A 19,403-nucleotide genomic window follows, 5' to 3' on the forward strand; every position below is an offset into this window, starting at 1 on the left:
TCCAGAGGACGAACATCATGGATATCCGCGGCTTCGATGGGGCACGCGCCGACCGGGGCAGTGACCCGACCGAGGGGGGAATCGGCGAGGCGACGAAGGTGATTGGCAGTGACGAGCGGCGCATGCACGTCCGCGCGTACAATCATTGGGTGTCCCTGCTGAAGGGTCGTGCGTACCCGGCCATCGAAGATCTGGAATCCGCAGGCCCAACGGACTTCCAGGCGCATGGCGTGTTGCTGGACTTTACGGACGGCATGGACGACCCGGCGATTAGCGCCATCGGCGAGGCGCTGAGCGAGGAATGCGGCGTTCATCAGGAGATCACGCGAATCTCTCAGGTGCCCGCCCGTTCGCTGCTTTCGCGGCTGACAGATCATTATCTGCAGATCATCGCGAATCGGGCGCCGATCGGCTTCGAGGCCGAGTTCGTAGGCACGCGTGGGCATAACACCCTGTATCGCGGCATCCTGATGCCATTCTCCTCCGACGGGGACGTCATTGATCACGTCTATGGCGTGATCAATTGGAAGGAGATCGTTGGTGCGGCCGAGCAAGCGCAACTCGACGCGGAGCTCGCGGCCGCCGTGCGCAGCCAGCCCAGGGTAGAGGCGGTGCCGACCGTCTGGGCCGACGGGCCGAGCGCATCGCGCGACGACGTCCGCAGCCCCTCGGATCTTCAGCGACTGCCCATCGCTACTTTGGCGCTGGACGTGCCGGCAGGTCCGCAGCAGATGGTTGTCCTTCTCGCCCAGGCGCGTGGCGACGGCATGTTCGACATACTTGGCGCAATTCCCGACGATCAGGACCTCGCGAGCCGGGCAGCTGCCGCGCTTCCCTGAGATAGTTGCATCGGAAACAAGGGTTGAGCCCCGCGCCACTCGGGCGCATAGGCTCGGCCATGTCGAAAACCTCGATGAAGGCGCTGACACAAGCGCTCGCTGACCGGCTGACCAAGGGCGCTCTGCCGGGTGAATTGAACGGCTTTGGACGAGAGGAGCAGGTTGACGCCGCCGCCTTCCTGGCCGCTACCGCCCAGGTGCGGGCTCCCGGTACCGTTGCGGTCGCGCTGGAGCCGCTGCCCGGCGAAGGCCCGCAGCGGCGCATGCGCATGGCGATCGTCAACGACGACATGCCCTTCCTGGTAGATTCAATCGCGGGTGCAATTGGCGATCACGACATCGCTATCGATCGTATTATCCATCCAGTGGTACCAGTACGCCGCGACGCCGAAGGTGTTCTCGAGGGGGTAGACGACGGCGGATCCCCGGAATCGATGATCTATATCGAAACGGAGCGAGCCGACGCGCGCGACCGGCGTGAACTCATCGATGCATTGATCAGCGATCTTTCGAACGTTCGGGTTGCCGTTGCCGACTGGCGGCGGATGCAGGCGACGCTGGCGGCCGACGCTGCTGGCATCGAGGATACTGGCGGCGACCATGAAGGCGCCGCGCTGATGCGCTGGTTCCTGGACCGGCATTTCACTTTGCTCGGCCATGAGCGGTGGATGGCAGACGGGGCAGTGGATGGCGAGCCGCTGGGCATTGCCCGCAACGCGCATGAGCCGCCGCTGCTTGCCGAGCGTTCACGACGTCTGGCGCTGGAGTATTTCGCCAGCGGCAAGGGCGGGCCGCTGCTGCTGAAGTCCAGCCTGATCTCGCCGGTTCACCGCCGCGTGCCGCTGGACCTGATCGTGGTGCCGATCCGTCGTGGGGCGGCCATCGCCGGCCTGTCGATCCACGCCGGCCTCTGGACCTCGGCCGCGCTCAAGGCTCCGCCACGCAGCGTGCCGGTGCTGCGCCAGCGCCTTGCGGACCTTGAAGCGAAGCTGAGCTTCGATCCCGCCGGCCATACCGGCAAGGCGCTGACCCATGCGATGGCCACGCTGCCGCATGATCTGGTGACCGCCGTGTCCGCCGAGGCGGTGGAAGAACTCGCGCTGACGGCGATGAGCCTTGCCGATCGGCCGCGGCCGAAGCTGGTGCTTGTTCGGTCCGCGCTGGGCCGGCACCTGTTCGCCTTCGTCTGGCTGCCCCGCGATGATGTATCCACCACCCGGCGCGTTGCTATCGGCGACATGCTGGCCGACGCGGCGAACGGCAGCATCCTGAACTGGTCGATCGCGCTGGAGGACGGCCGGGTCGCGCTGATCCGCTATACCATCGACCTGCGGCAGTCCGGCATCATGCCGGACGTGGAGCCGCTGGACGCTCGCCTCGAAAAGATGGTTCGCGGCTGGGAGCGTGACGTCGAAGCCGCACTGGCGGAGCGCATTGCGCCTGCCCGCGCGGCCCGGCTGGCCATTCGTTGGGCCGGTGCTTTCCCGCTGAATTATCGCAACGTTTCGACAGCCGATGAAGCGGCGGAAGACGTGTTGCGGGTTTCCGAGCTGGCCGATGAGAGCGACCGTGCGGTGCACATCTATCCGCCCGCGCCCGGTGCCGATCACCGACTGAAGATCTACAAATCGCACGGTGCGCTGGCGCTGTCCGAAGCGGTCCCGGTTCTCGAGAATTTCGGCTATCGCGTGATCGGCGAGCTGCCGACGCGCCTGCGCGAGGATAGCGACAGCTTCGTTCACGACTTCATCGTGCAGCCGCAAGGTGACGTCGCGAACATCGACCGCGAGGTGCTGGAAGACGCGATCGCAGCGGTGCTGAAGGGCGCGGCGGAGAACGACGCGTTCAACCGCCTGATGTTGGTCGCGGGACTGAAGCCTGCGGCCGTGCTGCTCTACCGCGCCTGGTTCCGCTATCTGCGACAGGCGGGGCTGACCTATAGCCTGACCACCGTGGCCGAAGCGCTGGGCAGGGCACCGGCATTGGCCAAGGCGCTGATCGATCGTTTCACCCTGGCGCATGATCCGCACGCGCAAGGCGATGTCGCGGCTGTCGATGCAGAGATTGCTGCCGGTCTCGACGCGGTGACGGCGATCGACGACGATCGCATCCTGCGCGCGTTCAAGGCGGTGATCGCCGCCACGCTGCGCACCAATGCGTTCGCCCCGGCTGCGGCAGAAGCGCTCGCCTTCAAGCTCGACAGCAGTTGCATCCCTGGCCTGCCGGCACCGCTGCCGTGGCGCGAGGTGTGGGTCTATTCTCCGCGGGTGGAAGGCATCCACCTGCGATCCGGACCGGTTGCTCGCGGTGGCCTGCGCTGGTCCGATCGACGCGACGACTTCCGTACCGAGATCCTGGGGCTGATGAAGGCGCAGCGCGTGAAGAACGCGGTGATCGTGCCGACCGGTGCGAAGGGTGGCTTCTATCCCAAGCAATTGCCCAATCCCGCGACGGACCGGGACGCGTGGCTGGCTGAAGGCAAGGAAAGCTATCGCGTCTTCATCCGCACGCTGCTGTCGATCACCGACAATATCGTTGCAGGCAAGGTGGTGCATCCGGAGGGCGTCCGGGTTCACGACGGTGAGGATCCTTATTTCGTCGTTGCTGCCGACAAGGGAACGGCGACGTTCAGCGATGTCGCCAATGCCCTCGCGCTGGAACGCGGCTTCTGGCTGGGCGATGCGTTCGCCAGCGGCGGCTCGCAGGGCTATGACCACAAGGCGATGGGCATCACCGCCCGCGGCGCGTGGGTTTCCGTGCAGCGTCACTTCGCCGAGCGCGGGGTGGATGTTCAGAAGGATGTCATCCGTGTCGTCGGCTGCGGCGATATGTCGGGCGACGTGTTCGGCAACGGCATGTTGCTGTCGCAGACGCTCAAGATCGTGGCGGCATTTGATCACCGCCACATCTTCCTCGACCCGGATCCCGATCCCTCGAAGAGCTGGGCGGAGCGCGCACGGCTGTTCAGCCTGCCGCGGTCCAGCTGGGAGGATTATGACAAGGGCCTGATTTCCGCAGGTGGCGGCGTCTTCGCGCGCACTGCCAAGACGATCCGGTTGACCCCAGAGGTGAAGACCGCACTCGGCATCATCGCGGATGAGCTGGAACCCGCCGCGCTGATCTCCGCCATTCTCAAGGCACCGGTCGACCTCGTGTGGTTCGGTGGGATCGGCACGTATGTGAAGGCCGCTTCCGAAAACAATGCGGCAGTCGGGGATCCGGCCAACGATCGTCTGCGCGTCGATGCAGAGGACATTCGAGCAACGGCGATCGGCGAAGGCGCGAACCTTGGCGTGACTCAGGCGGCACGTATCGCGTTCGCTGCGAAGGGCGGCCGGATCAACACGGACTTCATCGACAATTCCGCCGGCGTGGATTGTTCGGACAATGAAGTGAACATCAAGATCGCGCTGAACCGTGAGATGGCCGAGGGTCGCCTCTCGTTCGATGATCGCAACACGCTGCTGGGCGCGATGACGGACGATGTCGCGCATCTGGTGCTTGAGGATAACCGGCTCCAGACGCTGGCATTGTCGATCGCGGAGCGGGGCGGCGTTCGCGCCGTGCCAAGCTTCGTGCGCGTCATCGAGATCTTCGAAGCCGCGGGCCGCCTTGATCGCCGGGTGGAGGGCCTGGCGGGCAACGAGGATCTGCTGCGCCGTGCCGCGGAGGGAAGCGGCCTGACCCGGCCGGAGCTGGCGGTGCTGCTATCCACGGCGAAGCTTGCGCTGCAGGACGCGATTGAGGCGGCTGGCCTGGGCGCCGATCCGCTGCTCCAGCCTGATCTGCGCGCCGCCTTCCCGGCGGAAATGCAGCAGCGATTTGGCGAAGCGATCGACCATCACCAGCTGCGGGGCGAGATCGTCGCCACGAAGCTGGCCAACCGCATCGTCAATCGAATCGGGATCCTGAACCCGTTCGAGCTGGCCGAGGAAGAAGGGGCGGCGCTGGGCGACGTCGCGGCCATGTTTGTCGTGATCGAGCGATTGTTCGACCTCGGCACGCTGTGGCGCGACATTGAGACCGGCAGCATGTCCGAGGACGGGCGCATTGCCCTGTTCGACGGCGTCGCGCGGGCGGTGCGCTCGCAAGTCGCGGATCTGCTTCGCGTCGTCGCGCCCGGTACTCTGCCCGGTGAGGTGCTGGAACGGATCGGCAAGGGCGTCGCCAAGCTGCAAGGCCAGGCGAGCGACCTGCTGCTCCAGGAAGCGCGGTCGGAAAGTGCGCGCATGGCACAGTCCCTGGCGGCGGCCGGAGCGCCCGAGTCGCTGGCGGCGCGGGTCGTGCGCTTGCATGAGATGGATGGGGCCATCGGGCTCGTTGATCTCAGCGCGAAGTCGAAGACGGATGAAACCGAGCTGACCCGTGCCTACACGCGGCTTGGCGAGGCGCTGGGGCTCGACTGGGCGCAGGCGGCGGCGGCGCGTCTCGAGCCGACGGATCCGTGGGAGCGGCTGCTGGTGGCCGGCCTGGTTCGGGATTTCGAGCAGATGCGGCTCGACTTCCTGTCGCGGGAAGAACCGTGCGATTCCAGCGCGTCAGTCAATAAATGGCTGACGGAAAACGAGGCGCCGGTGGCGCGCTTTACCGCCGTGATCAACCGGGCGCGGCAGGCGAGCAGCCCGTCGGCCGCCATGCTGGCGCAGGTGGCAAGCCAGGCGCGGATGCTTCTGGGGCGCTGACAAGGACTGGCCCCTTCCCGAGCCGGGAGGGGCTGGCTCCGCGAGCGGCGCGGCGGTTGGACGTTCCGGTAAGTCCACGTTTTGCGTGGCCGCTTGCGTAACCGCCGCGGGTGCTTTTGGCCTGTCTCTGGCCAGTCATGGCCGTTGGCTGGCCTTGTTCCGGATAGCGCCGGCCATCAGCGGTCCGGCCCCCCGAAGCGAGGCTGAGCGTGAGAGCGCTGACCTGAAAGGTGTTGTGAGCGACCGGGCGGTGCGGGCGCTTTCGGCCATTTGCCGGTTACGATCGCCCGGCGGTGGCGATCGTTCGAGAACATCGCGTGAGGCGCGCGCGCTTCGCTTAGCCGCGGAGACTATGTTGTGGGGGCGCGGGGCGGGGGTGCGCTCGGGCGGATCGGGTGCGGGACGTGCCGGGCTGACCCGGCACGTCCCGGCCCGTCAGTCGGCGACGCGGACCACCAGCTTGCCGATAGCGGCGCGGCCTTCCATCTTGGCGATGGCATCGCCGCCGCGATCGAACGGGAATACTTCCGTCACCTTGGGCGCGATCTTGCCTTCGCCCCACAGGTCGAACAGCTGCTTGATGCTGGCGCGGTTCTTGACCGGCTCGCGCGCCGCATGGGCACCCCAGAATACGCCGCGGATGTCGCAGCTCTTCAACAGGGTCAGGTTCAGCGCGATCTTCGGGATGCCGGCGGGGAAGCCGATCACGAGATAGCGGCCCTCCCAAGCAATGGAGCGAAGCGCCGGTTCGGCATAATCGCCGCCGACCGCGTCATAGATCACGTCAAAGCCGTTCTTGCCCGCCTTTTCCTTGAAGGCGTCGGCCAGCGCCTTGCTCTCATCCTTCGAGAACGGTGCGCGGCCATAGATGATCACGTCATCGGCGCCAGCATCGCGCACCGCCTGCGCCTTTTCCTCGCTCGACACCGCGCCGACCACGCGTGCGCCGAACGCCTTGCCCAGCTCCACGGCGGCAAGGCCCACGCCGCCAGCGGCACCCAGCACCAGCAGGTTGTCGCCCGCCTTGATGCTGCCGCGATCCTGCAGCGCGTGAATGGTGGTGCCATAGGTCAGCAGCATGGCAGCGCCTTCCTCGAACGAACGCTCGTCCGGGATGGCGTAGATGTTGTCGGCCTTCAGCGCGATCTTCTCGACCAGGCCACCGTTGCCGGTGTTGCCCATGACACGATCGCCCGGCTTCCACGCCGTCACGCCTTCGCCAACGCTTTCGACTACGCCCGAAACCTCACCGCCGGGGGCGAACGGGCGAGGCGGCTTGAACTGATATTTGTCCTGAATGATCAGCACGTCGGGATAGTTGATCGCGCACGCCTTCACGGCAACGATCACTTCACCCGGCTTGGCGACGGGATCGGGAAGCTCCCCGATCTCCAGCGTTTCAGGTCCGCCCGGCGCCCTCGACAGCAATGCTCGCATTCGTCTCTCCCGCGATCCACGGCCGATGCTCGTCCAGCATCGCCTCGTATTTCGAAATCGCGGTATCCCTTGCCAGCGTCAGGCCGACCTCGTCCAGCCCCTCCATCAGGCATTGCCGACGGAACGGGTCCAGTTCAAAGGTGAAGCGATCCTGGAAGGGCGTGGTGACGGTCATCGTTTCCAGATCGATGGTGATCTCGTCGGTCCTGGCGACCTCGATCAGCCGATCGACCGCATCCTGCGGCAGAACAACGGGTACGATTCCGTTCTTGAACGCATTGCCGGAAAAGATGTCAGAGAAGCTGGGCGCGATCACCGCCTTGATCCCCAGATCGCCCAACGCCCAGGCGGCGTGTTCGCGGCTGGACCCGCAGCCGAAATTGTCGCCGGCGATCAGGATCGGGCTGCCGGCATAGGCCGGATCGTCAAAGATATTGCCGGGCTGTGCGCGCACCGTCTCGAACGCGCCGCGACCAAGGCCAGCGCGCGTGATGGTCTTCAGCCAATGCGCCGGGATGATGACGTCGGTGTCGACGTTCTTGGCGCCCCAAGGATAGGCCTTGCCCGATACGGTGCGAACCCGCTCCATCAGCGCTGCCGCAGCTTAACCAGGGCAGCCGGCTTGGCGATGGCGGCGTACGCGGCGACACCGCTCAACAGGGAGCCTGCGATCAGCAGAACAAAGACCTTTTTCATTACGCTTCCCTTGTTAATCGGCGGGCGTCCCATACCGGCTATTTGACGCCCGGGGTAACGTTGCTCACCCAGGTTCCAGCCCGGACCGACGTAGATCAGGCGTTTGCCATCAACTCGCGAACGTCCGCCAGGTGCCCGGTTACGGCAGCGGCGGCCGCCATTGCTGGCGAGAGCAAGTGGGTGCGCGCACCCGGCCCCTGCCGGCCGACGAAGTTGCGGTTGGAAGTGGACGCACAGCGTTCGCCCGGGGGCACCTTGTCCGGGTTCATGGCCAGGCACATCGAACAGCCGGGCTCCCGCCATTCAAAGCCGGCCGACGTGAAGATGCGGTCGAGGCCTTCCGCCTCCGCCTGCCGCTTCACCAGTCCCGACCCGGGGACGACCATTGCGCGCACGCCTTCGGCAACGCGCCTGCCGTCCGCCACGGCAGCGGCAGCGCGCAGATCCTCGATCCGGCTGTTGGTGCAGGAGCCGATAAAGACATGCTGGACCGGCACGTCCTGAAGCCGGGTGCCGGGCGTCAGCCCCATGTAATCGAGCGACTTCTTTGCCGCCTCGCGCTTGGAGGCGTCGGCGAAGCTTTCGGGCTCCGGCACGGTTCCGGTGATCGAAACCACGTCCTCCGGGCTGGTGCCCCAGGTGAGGGCGGGCGCGATCTCCGAGGCGTCGATCAGGACCGTCCGATCATAAGTCGCGCCCGGATCGGTGGCGAGGGTGCGCCACCAGGCGACCGCCTTGTCCCAATCCGCGCCCTTCGGCGCCATGGGGCGATCCTTAATATAAGCGAACGTCGTGTCGTCCGGCGCGATCATGCCGGCACGCGCGCCGGCCTCGATCGACATGTTGGCGACCGTCAGCCGGCCCTCCAGCGACATCTCGCGAATGACGTTGCCGGTATATTCGATGACATAGCCGGTGCCGCCGGCCGCGCCGATGCGGCCGATGATGGCGAGGATCACGTCCTTTGGCGTGACGCCGAAGCCAAGCTTGCCCTCGACCCGCACTTCCATCGTCTTTGACGGGCTGAGCAGCAGCGTCTGCGTGGCGAGCACATGCTCTACCTCGCTAGTGCCGATGCCAAACGCCAGCGCGCCCAGAGCCCCGTGCGCCGAGGTGTGGCTGTCGCCGCAAACGACGGTGGTGCCCGGAAGGGTGAAGCCCTGTTCCGGGCCAACGACGTGGACGATGCCCTGCTCGGCGGCGAGCGCATCGATATAGGGCACGCCGAATTCCGCGACATTCTGGCGAAGCGCCGACAATTGCGTCGCGCTTTCGGGATCGGCGATCGGCAGTTCACGCCCCGCCGCATCGACGCGCGGCGTGGTGGGCAGATTGTGATCGGGAACGGCAAGCGTCAGATCCGGCCGGCGCACGCGGCGGCCAGCGGCGCGAAGCCCCTCGAAAGCCTGCGGGCTGGTAACCTCATGAACGAGGTGGCGATCGATATAGATCAGGCACGTGCCATCGTCGCGACGTTCGACGACGTGGGCGGCCCAGACCTTTTCGTACAAAGTAAGCGGACGACTGGCCATAACGAGGGGCGCCTTAGACGAGGTGGCGCAATAAATGGAAGAGTAGAAGCTGTTCTGCGGTACAAAGATTGCGTGTGCCGCGCCTACAGGGGTGTCTGGGCCGTCGTCCTCCCGGCGTTGGGCCGAGAGGACCGGCGGCGTCAGCCCAGCGCAACCTCGTAGGTCGCGGTCGTCTTTGCGGCAATTTCGTCGGCGGTGATGCCAGGCGCCATTTCGATCAGGCGGAAGGCGCTGTGGTGGTCGGGGCGCTGGAAGACGGCGAGGTCGGTCACGATCATGTCGACCACGTTCCTTCCGGTCAGCGGCAGGGTGCAGGCCGGGATGAACTTGGGGCTGCCGTCCTTCGCGACATGCTCCATTACGACGATGATCTTTTTCACGCCGGCAACGAGATCCATGGCGCCGCCCATGCCCTTGATCATCTTGCCCGGGATCATCCAGTTGGCGATATCGCCGTTTTCAGCCACTTCCATCGCGCCAAGCACCGTCAGGTCGATATGGCCGCCGCGGATCATGGCGAAGCTCTGATCGGAACCGAAATAGACGCTGCTGGGAAGCTCGCTGATCGTCTGCTTGCCGGCGTTGATGAGATCCGCATCCTCCTCGCCCTCATAGGGGAAGGGGCCGATGCCGAGCATGCCGTTTTCGCTCTGCAGGGTGACGGTCATGCCAGCGGGGATGTTGTTCGCCACCAGCGTGGGGATGCCGATGCCGAGGTTCACATAATAGCCGTCGCGCAGCTCCTTGGCGGCGCGGGCAGCCATCTGGTTGCGATCCCAGCCCTTGGTCTGCTCGGTCATCACGCGTTCTCCCTCGCCCGCGTGGTGCGGAATTCGATCTTCTTGTCGTACGGCGCGCCGACGATCATTCGTCTCACATAGATGCCGGGCAAGTGAATGGCGTCGGGATCGAGGGTGCCGACGGGCACGACCTCCTCCACCTCCGCGACGCAGATCCGGCCAGCGGTGGCCATCGGTTGATTGAAGTTGCGGGCGGTCTTGCGGAAGATGAGGTTCCCGCTCTCGTCCGCCTTCCAGCCCTTGATGATGCTGAGGTCGGCGCGGATGCCGCGTTCGAGGATATATTCCTCCCCATCGAACACCTTCACTTCCTTGCCCTCGGCAACCAGGGTGCCGACGCCCGTTTTGGTGTAGAAGCCGGGGATGCCGGCGCCGCCGGCGCGGCAGCGTTCCGCGAGCGTTCCCTGCGGGCAGAATTCCACCTCCAGCTCGCCGGACAGATACTGGCGCTCGAATTCCTTGTTCTCGCCGACATAGGACGAGATCATCTTCTTCACCTGGTGCGTGCGCAGCAGCTTGCCGAGCCCTTCACCATCGATGCCGGCATTGTTGCTGGCGATCGTCAGGTTCTTCACGCCCGACGCCTGAATGGCATCGATCAGCCGTTCCGGAATGCCGCACAGGCCAAAGCCGCCCGCGCAGATCAGCATTCCGTCGTGAAGCAACCCGTCGAGCGCCGCGGCGGCGTCCGGATAGAGCTTGTTCATGCGTGCGCCTTCTGTCGTATCGAACGATACGAGTTAGCGATCACGCGCGATGCGGGCAACCGATCTGCCGGGCAGTGGGCGCTTCAGCTGATCGGGGGCGGCGGGTCAGAACGTCCCGCGCTCGACCCCCAGCGCATCGGCGAGCGCATCGAGCGCCTGCGCCTCTCCCGTCACCTTGATCGCGTGCATGCCGAGCGCGGCGGCCGGCTTGCAGTTGATGCCGAGGTCATCGAGGTAGACGCAGTTTGCGGCAGGCTTGCCCAAGGTGGTCAGCATCAGTTCGTAGATGCGCGGATCGGGCTTGCGGATGCCGATCTTGCTCGATTCGATGACGTGATCGAACCGCTCCATCACGGCGGCGACCTTGGCGGCCTTTTCCGCGCTGCGCGACATGCCAGCGCCTTCGCCAGCGGGCACGTTGTTGGTGATGCAGCCGAGGCGGTAGCCGTTGGTCTTCAGCCAATCCAGCGCGTGCACCATGCGCGGGCGGATGTCGCCGGAAAGGAGCGAGAGCACGTCCTCGCCGCGCAGCTCATGACCGAGCACGCGCGCCTCCTCGGCAAATTGCGTGTCGAAGCCGGCGGCGTCGATCTCGGCACGTTCGAACAATGCCCAGGCGTTGTCGTCCGGGTTGGACGCGTTGATCCGGCGGATCAGATCGTGCGGAAGCCCGCGCTCGCGCTCCAGCCGGTTGAACGCCTCGAACGGTGACGAGGTGACCACCCCGCCGAAATCGAAAATGACGGTATCACGCATGGGGATGGTCCTTAACGGGCCGAACGGAGAAGGCAAACGGGCGACGCGCCGGGATCGCCGGGGGAGGCAGCGGGCCCCCGGCACGTCGGCCGGGGGCGAGCGCAGGTCAATATTCCAGCTTCAGGCCGGGGCGGTTCCAGCGCGTCTTCACCAAACGGCCGGTGCCCGACAGGGTGAGATACGCGTCACGCATGTCATCGCCGCCGAAGCAGATGTTGGTGGTGAAGATGTCGTCGGTGGCGACGAATTCGACCAGTTCCCCCTCCGGCGAGATCACGCTGATGCCGCATTCGCCGATCGTCGCGACGCAGATGTTGCCGGAAGCCTCCACCGCCAGCGAATCGAAGAACTTCCAGCCGGCAGGGCGATAGACCGGCGTCCCGGCGCCGCCGACGCCAGCGGAATCATCGACCTTGCCCGGCGCGGTCACGTCAAACTTCATCAGGCGGCAGGTGTAGGTTTCCGCGGCATAAAGCGTCTTCCCATCGGGGGAGAGGCCGCAGCCATTGGGGTTGTTGGAGGGGAAGATCACTTCTTCCAGGTGGCTGCCGTCCGCCTTGGCGTAGAAGATGCCGACGACGTCGTGGATGCGCTTGGCATAATCCATCTTGCCGTGATCGGTGAACCAGAAGCCGCCATGCGCATCGAACACGAGATCGTTGGGGCCGCGCAGCACGCAGCCGAAGTCGCCCGATTTGTAGAGCACCTCGACCTTGCCCGTCGCCGGGTCGATCCGTTCGATGCGCCCGCCCGAATAGTTGGAAGCGATGCCGCCCGGCGAGAGCATTCCGCTGTTCTCGTGCCAGTCGAAGCCGCCGTTGTTGCAGCAATAGAGCATTCCGTCGGGCCCAAGCGCGAGGCCGTTCGGGCCGCCGCCGGGCTCAGCCACGGTTTCCTTGCGGCCATCGGGCGTGACCCGGGTGATGCGGCCCGGCTCGATTTCCACCAGCATGATGCTGCCATCGGGCATCATCACGGGCCCTTCCGGAAAGCGCAGCCCGTCTGCGACCAGCTCGAAATCCGCCATCATCCTCTCCCAGCTATTTTGCGGCGAAGGATTGTCTAAGGCGATTGGCTTAGCAAGGGGATTGCGAAGCTGCTCCGGCGCGGAGCCCGGCGGGCAGCCCGTCGAGCGTTGGCGGTTTCCCTTGCCGCTTCGTCGCTCTACACACCCAGACATGGAGACACCCACCCGCACCGGCGGCCGCATTCTGGTCGATCAGCTCGTCGCACAAGGTTGCGATCGTATCTTCACCGTACCGGGCGAAAGCTTCCTCGCCGTGCTCGACGCACTGGTGGATACGCCGGAGATCGAGGTGGTCACGTGCCGGCAGGAAGGCGGGGTGGCCTTCATGGCCTGTGCCGATGGCGCGTTGGTGCATCGTCCCGGCATCGCCTTCGTCACCCGCGGGCCGGGAGCGACCAACGCGGCGATCGGCGTTCATGTAGCGATGCAGGATTCGCAGCCGATGATCCTGTTCATCGGCGACGTCGACCGCGGCACGCGGGATCGTGAGGCGTTCCAAGAAGTGGATTTTGCCGCCATGTTCGGACCTATCGCCAAATGGGCGGCCAGGATCGACGACGCGCGCCGCATTCCGGAATATGTCGCGCGCGCCTATGCCACTGCCATGAACGGGCGGCCGGGCCCGGTGGTACTGGCCCTGCCCGAAGACATGCTGCTCGACGAGGTTGAGGCGGTCGACCGGCCGCGGGTGGAGCGGGTGGGACAAGCGCCAGACCCCGACGCCATGGAGCAACTTGCCGACCTGCTGGCAACGGCCGAGCGCCCGGTGGCGATCATCGGCGGCGCCGGCTGGGACGCGGCCGCCGGGCAGGACGTCGCTGCCTGGGGCGATCGCGCCGGCGTGCCGTTGGTGGCGGCGTTCCGCCGGCAGGATGCCGTTCCCAACGATTGCCCGGCCTATGCCGGTAACCTGGGCTATGGCCCGAACCCGGCGCTGGTCGACCGGGTAAAGGCGGCCGATCTGCTGTTGGTGATTGGTGCGCGGCTGGGCGAGGCGACCACCGACGGTTACACGCTGATCACGCCGGATCATCCCGGACAGCGGCTGGTGCATGTCCATCCCGATCCGACCGAGCTTGGCATGACCTATCGCACCGATCTGGCGATCTGCGCGTCCATGGCGGAATTTGGCGAGGCGCTGGCGCTGGTGGACGGGCCAAGCCGCTCCCACGATCTGGAGGCGCATGACGATTATTGCGCCTGGGCGACGCCAAACGAGCGTCCCGGTGTAACGCTGGACCTCGGCCCCTGCGTGATGGCGATGCGCGCCGCGCTGCCGGCGGACACGATCATCTGCAACGGCGCCGGCAATTTCTCCGGCTGGTGGCATCGTTACTGGCCCTATGCCGGGCCGGGCACCCAATTGGCGCCGACCGCCGGGGCGATGGGCTATGGCGTGCCCGCCGCCGTGGCCGCCTCGCTTCGCCGCCCGGACCGCACGGTGGTTGCCGTGGCAGGCGACGGCGATTTCCTGATGAACGGGCAGGAACTGGCAACCGCGATCCAGCACGGCTGCGACATGCTCGTCATCGTGGTCGACAACGGCACCTATGGCACGATCCGCATGCATCAGGAGCGGGAGTTCCCGGAGCGGCAATCGGCCACGCGCCTGGTGAACCCGGATTTCGCGTTGCTGGCGCGCGCTTTTGGTGCCTGGGCCGAGACGGTCGAGCGGACCGACGATTTTGCGCCGGCACTGGCCCGCGCCATGAATGAAAAGGGCGTCCGCCTGCTCCACCTCAAGACCGACGTGGAGCAGATCACCGCGGGAACGACGCTGAGCGCGATACGGAACCGGCGCTAGGATCGCCTCGCGGCCGGAGTGAGGACTGCCGGCCGCGACCACGCGAGGCCCGGATCACGTCCGGGCCGGGGAGTGAAGCAGGCGGCGGCCCTTGTCATCCGGGCGGATCGGCAGAGCGCGCCCTAGGCGCTATTTTCTCGCAAGCTTTTCCTTGAGCCCCGCCAGTGCGCCGAACGGGCCCGCTTCGCCCTCGCTGAGCACGCCGGCTTCCTTCAGCGCCGCCTCCGCATTCGGACCGCGCGGGAAGGGATCGAGCGAGAGGGCGAGGGTTTCGGCAGCGACTTCGCCGAGATCGATGGCGGCCCCTTCGAGCGGCAGCACGTCAATGTCTGCGTCGTCGAGCTCCACCTCCTCGCCGCCGCCGAGATCGTCGACGAAGCGCAGGCGCGCTTCCTCATCGACGGCGGCGGGAAGTGACTCGCCGGTGATCGAGCAGGCCTGAGTGGCCGTGGCCAGGACGCGGCCGCTGACCAACACGCCCGCAGCATCCCGCCGCAGCACGAAATTGCCGCTCAGCCGCTCAATCCCGAGCAGGCCGAAGCGCTGGGCAAGCGCGGCGCGTTCGGTATCGCTCGCCTCGATCGTTTCGCTACGCTCGCCTTCGCCGATGGTGTCGATACGGATGGGGCGCGAGAATTCGGGAGTCATGCCAGACGTCCTTCACGCAGATCGGCCAGCGACACATCCTGCAGCGAGGCATGGAAACGCTGCAACTGCGCGCTGACATAGGAAGAAGCCTCCGCCGCCGGCGCATTGCCGCGCCAGAGGTTGCGGATCAGGGGCTCGCTGAGGTCGCCGGTGGCGATCGCGGTACGATAGGCGCCGAGCCGCCCCCCCAGCATGCCCATCATGCGCCCGACATGCTTGCCGACCACGATGTCCCCAAAGCCGATCTGGCGCACCTGCGCGTCCATGTCATCGACGAACCGCTCGGTAACGTCGGTTGCCAGCGTCGCGGCGGCCATGTCCCCCGGCGGCTCGGCCTCGATGCGCAGCATCACCATGGCGAGCACCGCCGCCACCATGTCGAACCGGCCATCCAGCGTGTCCGGCACGCCGCCATCCAAATACCAGTGCGGCTCGCGTGCCTTTGCAACCACCGCCGCATAAAGCGGAGCCGCAGCTTCACGGTCGCGCCGGCGGAATCGTTCAAGAAGTCCCAAGATCGTCTTGCCTGTCGTGCTTGTGTCGAGTGTCTGCCCCGCATATTGAGGGGATTGGCCGGCGGCGCAACGGCGCGCCGTATGCCCCACGCCATTTGCGGAGTAGCCATGCGTTTTCCCCTCCTGATCGCTGCGGCCATGGCGGTTGCCGCGTCGGCCTGCGCGCCGCTGCGCTCGCATCAGGGCTATATCGTCGACGCGGACCTGCTGAATGCCGTGCAGCCGGGGGTTGATACCCGCCAGTCGGTACTGGCGACGCTCGGCCAGCCGAGCTTCGCGGCCCAGTTCAATCAGGGCGATTGGTATTATGTGTCGCGCGACAGCCGCAACTATGCGTTCAACACCCCCAAGGTGCGCGAGCAGGTGACGGTTCAGATCAGTTTCGATCAGGCCGGCAATGTTTCCGCGATCCGCAAATGGGGCGCGGAGCAGGTCGCCTCGATCAGCCCGGCGAAGCGCACCACGCCGACGCTGGGACGCGAGCGCGGCTTCTTTGCCGATCTGTTCGGCAATATCGGCACCGTTGGCGCGGCAGGGGCGGGCGGCGGCGCGGGCGGAACCCGCCCGTAAGCGCAAAACTCACCGGCGAAGGGACGTGACGCCTACGTCACGATCCTTTCTGCTGGCTGACTGATGCATTCCCCGGCGGTTCAGGCGAATCGGAGCATATCTCCACTCACGGTGCGGCGTCCGGTTCGGTGTCGTGCCACATGGATGGAGGTTTCAGATCATGCGTAACTTGATCATTTCCGCGCTGATGGCAGCCACAGTGATCCCGGGCGTCGCCACGGCCCAATCCTATGGCGAACTGCGCCGTGACCGGCAGGAAATCCGCGAGGAGCGCCGCGACGTTCGTGAGGCGCAGCGCCGCGGCGATTGGCGCGATGTCCGTGAGGAGCGCCGCGAACTGCGCGATGCCCGCCGCGAATACCGCGAGGACCTGCGCGATCGCGACCGCCGCTGGGGTCGGAACGACTGGCAATCTTATCGTTCGCAGAACCGGGCGCTGTATTCGCGCGGCAACTGGCGGGCGCCGTTCCGTTACAACAGCTGGCGACCGGGTGTGCGCATTGCGCCGACCTATTACGGCCAGCGTTACTGGATCAGCGACCCGTGGCGTTACCGTCTGCCTCCGGCCCGTGCGAATGCGCGCTGGATCCGCCACTATAACGACGTCGTGCTCGTCGATTACCGTCGCGGCATCGTGCTGGACGTGATCCGCAACTTCTACTGGTAACCAGTGAAAAGCGGGCCGGGCGAGTGATCGCCCGGCCCGTTATGTGCCGACCAGAGCGGCCGCGCCGCTGCTACACACGACGCGGCCGGTGCCTGGCTTGGGTTCCGGCACTAGTCCCGAAAGGGGGTGGGACTAAGCGGCCGAACGCGCATGTCCCAATTTGGTTCGCCCGACCGTCACCAAATTGAACGCTTAACTCAGGTTAGTCCGTAAAACATTGTTCGACACCTTTCGATAAGGAAGGTTGGCCGCGCCGGATCGGGGGGCTGGTTGGCAATGGGGGGACTCGTCTTGACGGGGCTCGACGCACTTGTGCGCGAGCTGACGTTGTTTGCGGCTGTCGGCTTTCTGGTCGGCGGGATCGGCGATCTGGTCGTCGACCTTGCGTGGCTGTCGCACCGGCTGCGCCATGGCACCACGCGGCGGCCGATCAGCAGCCTGCCCGCGGCTGCCGCCGAACAGCCTGGCGGGCTGGCGATCTTCGTACCGGTGTGGGACGAGGCGCTGGTAATCGGCGCCATGCTGCGAACGGCACTCGCCCGATACGCGCACCCGCACTTTCGCATCTACGTCGGCTGCTATCCCAATGACCGGGCGACCATCGACGCGGTCGTGGCCGTGGCGGAACGCGATCCAAGGGTGCGCCCGGTGATCGGGTCGCGGCCGGGGCCAACGACCAAGGCGGACAATCTCAACACGATGTGGCGTGCGATGCGGCGCGATGACGTCGCGTCGGGCGAGCGGACGCGTGCGGTGGTCCTCCATGATGCCGAAGATGTCGTGCATCCCGCCGAGCTGCGCGTTTTCGATGCACTGATCGACCAGCACCCGCTGGTGCAGATCCCAGTGCTGCCGTTGATCGATCGGGAGGCGCGGCTGGTGTCGGGCCATTACGCCGATGAGTTCGCCGATTCGCACGGGCGCCAGATGGTGCTGCGCGCCGCATTGGGGGCTGGCCTTCCGCTGTCCGGGGTCGGCTGCGCGATAGCCGTTGAGGTGTTGGAAGCGCTTGCCGATGCCCATGGTGCTCCGTTCGATCAGAACAGCCTGACCGAGGATTATGAGCTGGGCCTGCGCGCGGGAGCGCTCGGCTATGCGGCGTGCTTCGCGCGGGTGGAAGATGTCGACGGAGAGCTGGTGGCGGTTCGCGCCTTCTTCCCGTCGACCTTGACGGACGCCGTTCGGCAGAAGGGCCGCTGGATGACGGGCATTGCGCTCGCCGGCTGGGACCGGATCGGCTGGGCGCGCGCGACGCACCTTGCGGACCATTGGATGCGGATGCGCGACCGGCGTGCGCCGATTGCCGTGATCGTGCTTGCCGCCGCTTATCTGGCGTCGGTCGGCTGGGGGCTGTCGGCGGTGGTTCATCTTGCCACGGGCCTGCCGACGCCCCCCGTCGATCGAGGGCTGCAGGCGATCCTCAACGTCAATGCCGGCTTGCTGGTGTGGCGGCTTGCCTGGCGGGCAGCATCCACGGGGCGCGCTTATGGGTGGCGGGAGGCGCTCTGGTCGCTGCCGCGCGCGGTGATCGGCAATCTGATCGCGATGTTCGCCGCGATCCGAGCGGCGGGCCAATATGCCCGGCTGCTGACGGGTGCGCCGCCGCACTGGGACAAGACGACCCATGTCTTTCCAGGCGAGGCGACGCCGCTGTGAGCGGGAGCGGCCGGCCGCTTCGGTTCCTGGTGAGCCTTCTCGCGCTCTGGGTGGGAATGCGCGTGTTTCAGTTGTGGCCAGTCGACGACTCGATCCGGGCGGCCGAGAGGCTGAGACCTTCGGCCGTGGTCGAGCGTCCGGGGCACTCCGGCAAAGTGGCGGACCAGCGCAGTCCGACGCGCCGCCCCGTGGCGTTGTCGCGTCTGGATGGATCGCGCGTGGCCGTTGGTCGGCACAGGGCGCAGCGACCTTGGCCGACATTCCATACCACGCCTGTTCGGCCGAGCGCGGCAGGGACTTCGCAAGCCGCGAGCGCGCTCCATGATGCCGTGGGCGTGCAAGCGGGACCACGGCCGGGGAACGCCGGTTTCGTATCTCAGGCTAGCCCGCCGTCCGCGATACCGGGCGCGCCGCTTGCTCGACCATCTGCTGGGTCGCGCCTTCGCGGAAGCGGCTGGATGATCGTGCGCGGTGGCGAGACGGCCCCGTTCGTGCCGCAGCTCGGCGGGAGCCAGGCCGGTGTACGGTTGACCTATGCGCTTGATTCCGAGGCTCGGCTGGCGGTGGCGGGCCGGTTCTCCACCGCGCTTCGCGGCCGACAGCGGGAAGCGGCGATCGGGCTGGACTGGCAGCCGACGCGCTTGCCGGTGCACGTGATCGCCGAACAGCGCGTCGGCATCGAGCAGGCGCGTGGCGGACCCTCGGTCGGGCTCATCGGGGGATTCGGGCCGACCAGCGTGGCCGGCCCGATGATGCTGGACGGCTATGCCCAGGCCGGCGTGATCGCCCGCGATGGCGCCGAGGGCTTCGTTGACGGCGCGGTGCGCCTGTCCCGCACCGTCGCGCAAGTCGGCGCCGCTCGATTGGACCTTGGGATCGGCGCGTGGGGCGGTGCGCAGCGGCGGGCGGCGCGACTCGACGCCGGGCCGACCGCGAGCGCCGTGCTGCCGATTGCGAAGGTGAGCCTGCGGCTGTCGCTCGAATGGCGGCAGCGGCTGGCCGGCCGGGCAGCGCCGGCCTCCGGACCTGCCTTGTCGATCGGCACCGATTTCTGACCGCAGGCGCTT

General features: G+C 66.5%; 16 protein-coding genes. 7 read left to right on the forward strand and 9 right to left on the reverse strand.

Going from position 1 to position 19,403, the window contains the following annotated elements; translation table 11 throughout:
* Positions 1–17 precede the first annotated feature (17 nt).
* Together LQ954_RS09535 and LQ954_RS09540 are read left to right on the forward strand one after the other, a co-directional pair.
* The gene (locus LQ954_RS09535; protein ID WP_443026613.1) at positions 18–839 is read left to right on the forward strand and encodes a hypothetical protein; all 822 of its coding nucleotides are present in this window, start codon (positions 18–20) and stop codon (positions 837–839) included.
* 59 nt (positions 840–898) lie between these two features.
* Entirely contained in the window at positions 899–5,521 is a 4,623-nt protein-coding gene (locus tag LQ954_RS09540) for an NAD-glutamate dehydrogenase (RefSeq protein WP_231022882.1), read from the forward strand.
* 435 nt (positions 5,522–5,956) lie between these two features.
* Here LQ954_RS09540 and LQ954_RS09545 read toward each other — a convergent pair whose 3' ends face one another.
* The 7 genes from LQ954_RS09545 to LQ954_RS09575 all read right to left on the reverse strand — a co-directional run bounded on the left by LQ954_RS09545 (position 5,957) and on the right by LQ954_RS09575 (position 12,476).
* On the reverse strand, positions 5,957–6,958 hold the full coding sequence (locus LQ954_RS09545; protein ID WP_227771818.1) for an NADPH:quinone oxidoreductase family protein: 1,002 nt from the start codon (positions 6,956–6,958) through the stop codon (positions 5,957–5,959).
* Positions 6,921–7,547 (reverse strand): 3-isopropylmalate dehydratase small subunit, encoded by a 627-nt coding sequence (gene leuD / locus LQ954_RS09550; protein ID WP_231022883.1) that lies wholly within the window; start codon positions 7,545–7,547, stop codon positions 6,921–6,923. Before leuD ends, LQ954_RS09545 begins: the two co-directional genes overlap by 38 nt.
* Positions 7,548–7,749: 202 nt before the next feature.
* Positions 7,750–9,186: a 3-isopropylmalate dehydratase large subunit gene (leuC, locus tag LQ954_RS09555; RefSeq protein WP_231022884.1), complete on the reverse strand. Its 1,437-nt coding sequence runs from the start codon at positions 9,184–9,186 to the stop codon at positions 7,750–7,752.
* Positions 9,187–9,326: 140 nt separating this feature from the next.
* Positions 9,327–9,986, reverse strand: a complete 660-nt coding sequence (locus tag LQ954_RS09560) for a 3-oxoacid CoA-transferase subunit B (RefSeq protein WP_227771815.1) — start codon at positions 9,984–9,986, stop codon at positions 9,327–9,329.
* Positions 9,986–10,693: a CoA transferase subunit A gene (locus tag LQ954_RS09565; protein ID WP_231022885.1), complete on the reverse strand. Its 708-nt coding sequence runs from the start codon at positions 10,691–10,693 to the stop codon at positions 9,986–9,988. The genes LQ954_RS09560 and LQ954_RS09565 overlap by 1 nt, the downstream gene beginning before the upstream one ends.
* A 105-nt stretch (positions 10,694–10,798) precedes the next feature.
* Positions 10,799–11,449: an HAD-IA family hydrolase gene (locus LQ954_RS09570; protein WP_227771813.1), complete on the reverse strand. Its 651-nt coding sequence runs from the start codon at positions 11,447–11,449 to the stop codon at positions 10,799–10,801.
* Between the two features lie 106 nt (positions 11,450–11,555).
* Entirely contained in the window at positions 11,556–12,476 is a 921-nt protein-coding gene (locus LQ954_RS09575) for an SMP-30/gluconolactonase/LRE family protein (protein ID WP_231022886.1), read from the reverse strand.
* A 151-nt stretch (positions 12,477–12,627) separates the two neighbouring features.
* Here LQ954_RS09575 and LQ954_RS09580 point away from each other — a divergent pair, with 151 nt between their 5' ends.
* Positions 12,628–14,280: a thiamine pyrophosphate-binding protein gene (locus LQ954_RS09580; protein WP_231022887.1), complete on the forward strand. Its 1,653-nt coding sequence runs from the start codon at positions 12,628–12,630 to the stop codon at positions 14,278–14,280.
* Positions 14,281–14,409: 129 nt separating this feature from the next.
* Here the strand turns inward: LQ954_RS09580 and LQ954_RS09585 are convergent, their stop codons facing one another.
* Together LQ954_RS09585 and LQ954_RS09590 are read right to left on the reverse strand one after the other, a co-directional pair.
* Positions 14,410–14,928, reverse strand: a complete 519-nt coding sequence (locus LQ954_RS09585; RefSeq protein WP_227771810.1) for a YceD family protein — start codon at positions 14,926–14,928, stop codon at positions 14,410–14,412.
* Positions 14,925–15,443, reverse strand: coding sequence for a ubiquinol-cytochrome C chaperone family protein (locus LQ954_RS09590; RefSeq protein ID WP_231022888.1), 519 nt, complete (start codon positions 15,441–15,443; stop codon positions 14,925–14,927). The genes LQ954_RS09585 and LQ954_RS09590 overlap by 4 nt, the downstream gene beginning before the upstream one ends.
* Positions 15,444–15,551: 108 nt before the next feature.
* Between LQ954_RS09590 and LQ954_RS09595 the strand changes: the two genes are divergently transcribed.
* From LQ954_RS09595 to LQ954_RS09610, 4 genes are all read left to right on the forward strand, one after another.
* Entirely contained in the window at positions 15,552–16,013 is a 462-nt protein-coding gene (locus LQ954_RS09595) for an outer membrane protein assembly factor BamE (RefSeq protein WP_227771808.1), read from the forward strand.
* 160 nt (positions 16,014–16,173) lie between these two features.
* Positions 16,174–16,680 carry an RcnB family protein gene (locus tag LQ954_RS09600; protein WP_231022889.1) on the forward strand — a complete coding sequence of 169 codons (507 nt, stop codon included), beginning with the start codon at positions 16,174–16,176 and terminating at the stop codon, positions 16,678–16,680.
* A gap of 276 nt (positions 16,681–16,956) precedes the next feature.
* Positions 16,957–18,336 carry a glycosyl transferase family protein gene (locus tag LQ954_RS09605; RefSeq protein ID WP_231022890.1) on the forward strand — a complete coding sequence of 460 codons (1,380 nt, stop codon included), beginning with the start codon at positions 16,957–16,959 and terminating at the stop codon, positions 18,334–18,336.
* 458 nt (positions 18,337–18,794) lie between these two features.
* Positions 18,795–19,391, forward strand: coding sequence for a hypothetical protein (locus LQ954_RS09610; protein ID WP_231022891.1), 597 nt, complete (start codon positions 18,795–18,797; stop codon positions 19,389–19,391).
* The last annotated feature ends 12 nt before the right edge of the window (positions 19,392–19,403 follow it).

Source organism: Sphingomonas sp. IC-11 (assembly GCF_021043365.1).
Taxonomy (GTDB): Bacteria; Pseudomonadota; Alphaproteobacteria; order Sphingomonadales; family Sphingomonadaceae; genus Sphingomonas.

Bases quoted from the DNA above. Each gene is read 5' to 3' on its own strand.
- LQ954_RS09535 (WP_443026613.1), top strand. From the start codon at position 18: ATGGATATCCGCGGCTTCGATGGGGCACGCGCCGACCGGGGCAGTGAC.
- LQ954_RS09540 (WP_231022882.1), top strand. From the start codon at position 899: ATGTCGAAAACCTCGATGAAGGCGCTGACACAAGCGCTCGCTGACCGG.
- LQ954_RS09545 (WP_227771818.1), bottom strand. From the start codon at position 6,958: ATGCGAGCATTGCTGTCGAGGGCGCCGGGCGGACCTGAAACGCTGGAG.
- leuD (WP_231022883.1), bottom strand. From the start codon at position 7,547: ATGGAGCGGGTTCGCACCGTATCGGGCAAGGCCTATCCTTGGGGCGCC.
- leuC (WP_231022884.1), bottom strand. From the start codon at position 9,186: ATGGCCAGTCGTCCGCTTACTTTGTACGAAAAGGTCTGGGCCGCCCAC.
- LQ954_RS09560 (WP_227771815.1), bottom strand. From the start codon at position 9,986: ATGACCGAGCAGACCAAGGGCTGGGATCGCAACCAGATGGCTGCCCGC.
- LQ954_RS09565 (WP_231022885.1), bottom strand. From the start codon at position 10,693: ATGAACAAGCTCTATCCGGACGCCGCCGCGGCGCTCGACGGGTTGCTT.
- LQ954_RS09570 (WP_227771813.1), bottom strand. From the start codon at position 11,449: ATGCGTGATACCGTCATTTTCGATTTCGGCGGGGTGGTCACCTCGTCA.
- LQ954_RS09575 (WP_231022886.1), bottom strand. From the start codon at position 12,476: ATGGCGGATTTCGAGCTGGTCGCAGACGGGCTGCGCTTTCCGGAAGGG.
- LQ954_RS09580 (WP_231022887.1), top strand. From the start codon at position 12,628: ATGGAGACACCCACCCGCACCGGCGGCCGCATTCTGGTCGATCAGCTC.
- LQ954_RS09585 (WP_227771810.1), bottom strand. From the start codon at position 14,928: ATGACTCCCGAATTCTCGCGCCCCATCCGTATCGACACCATCGGCGAA.
- LQ954_RS09595 (WP_227771808.1), top strand. From the start codon at position 15,552: ATGCGTTTTCCCCTCCTGATCGCTGCGGCCATGGCGGTTGCCGCGTCG.
- LQ954_RS09600 (WP_231022889.1), top strand. From the start codon at position 16,174: ATGCGTAACTTGATCATTTCCGCGCTGATGGCAGCCACAGTGATCCCG.
- LQ954_RS09605 (WP_231022890.1), top strand. From the start codon at position 16,957: ATGGGGGGACTCGTCTTGACGGGGCTCGACGCACTTGTGCGCGAGCTG.
- LQ954_RS09610 (WP_231022891.1), top strand. From the start codon at position 18,795: ATGATCGTGCGCGGTGGCGAGACGGCCCCGTTCGTGCCGCAGCTCGGC.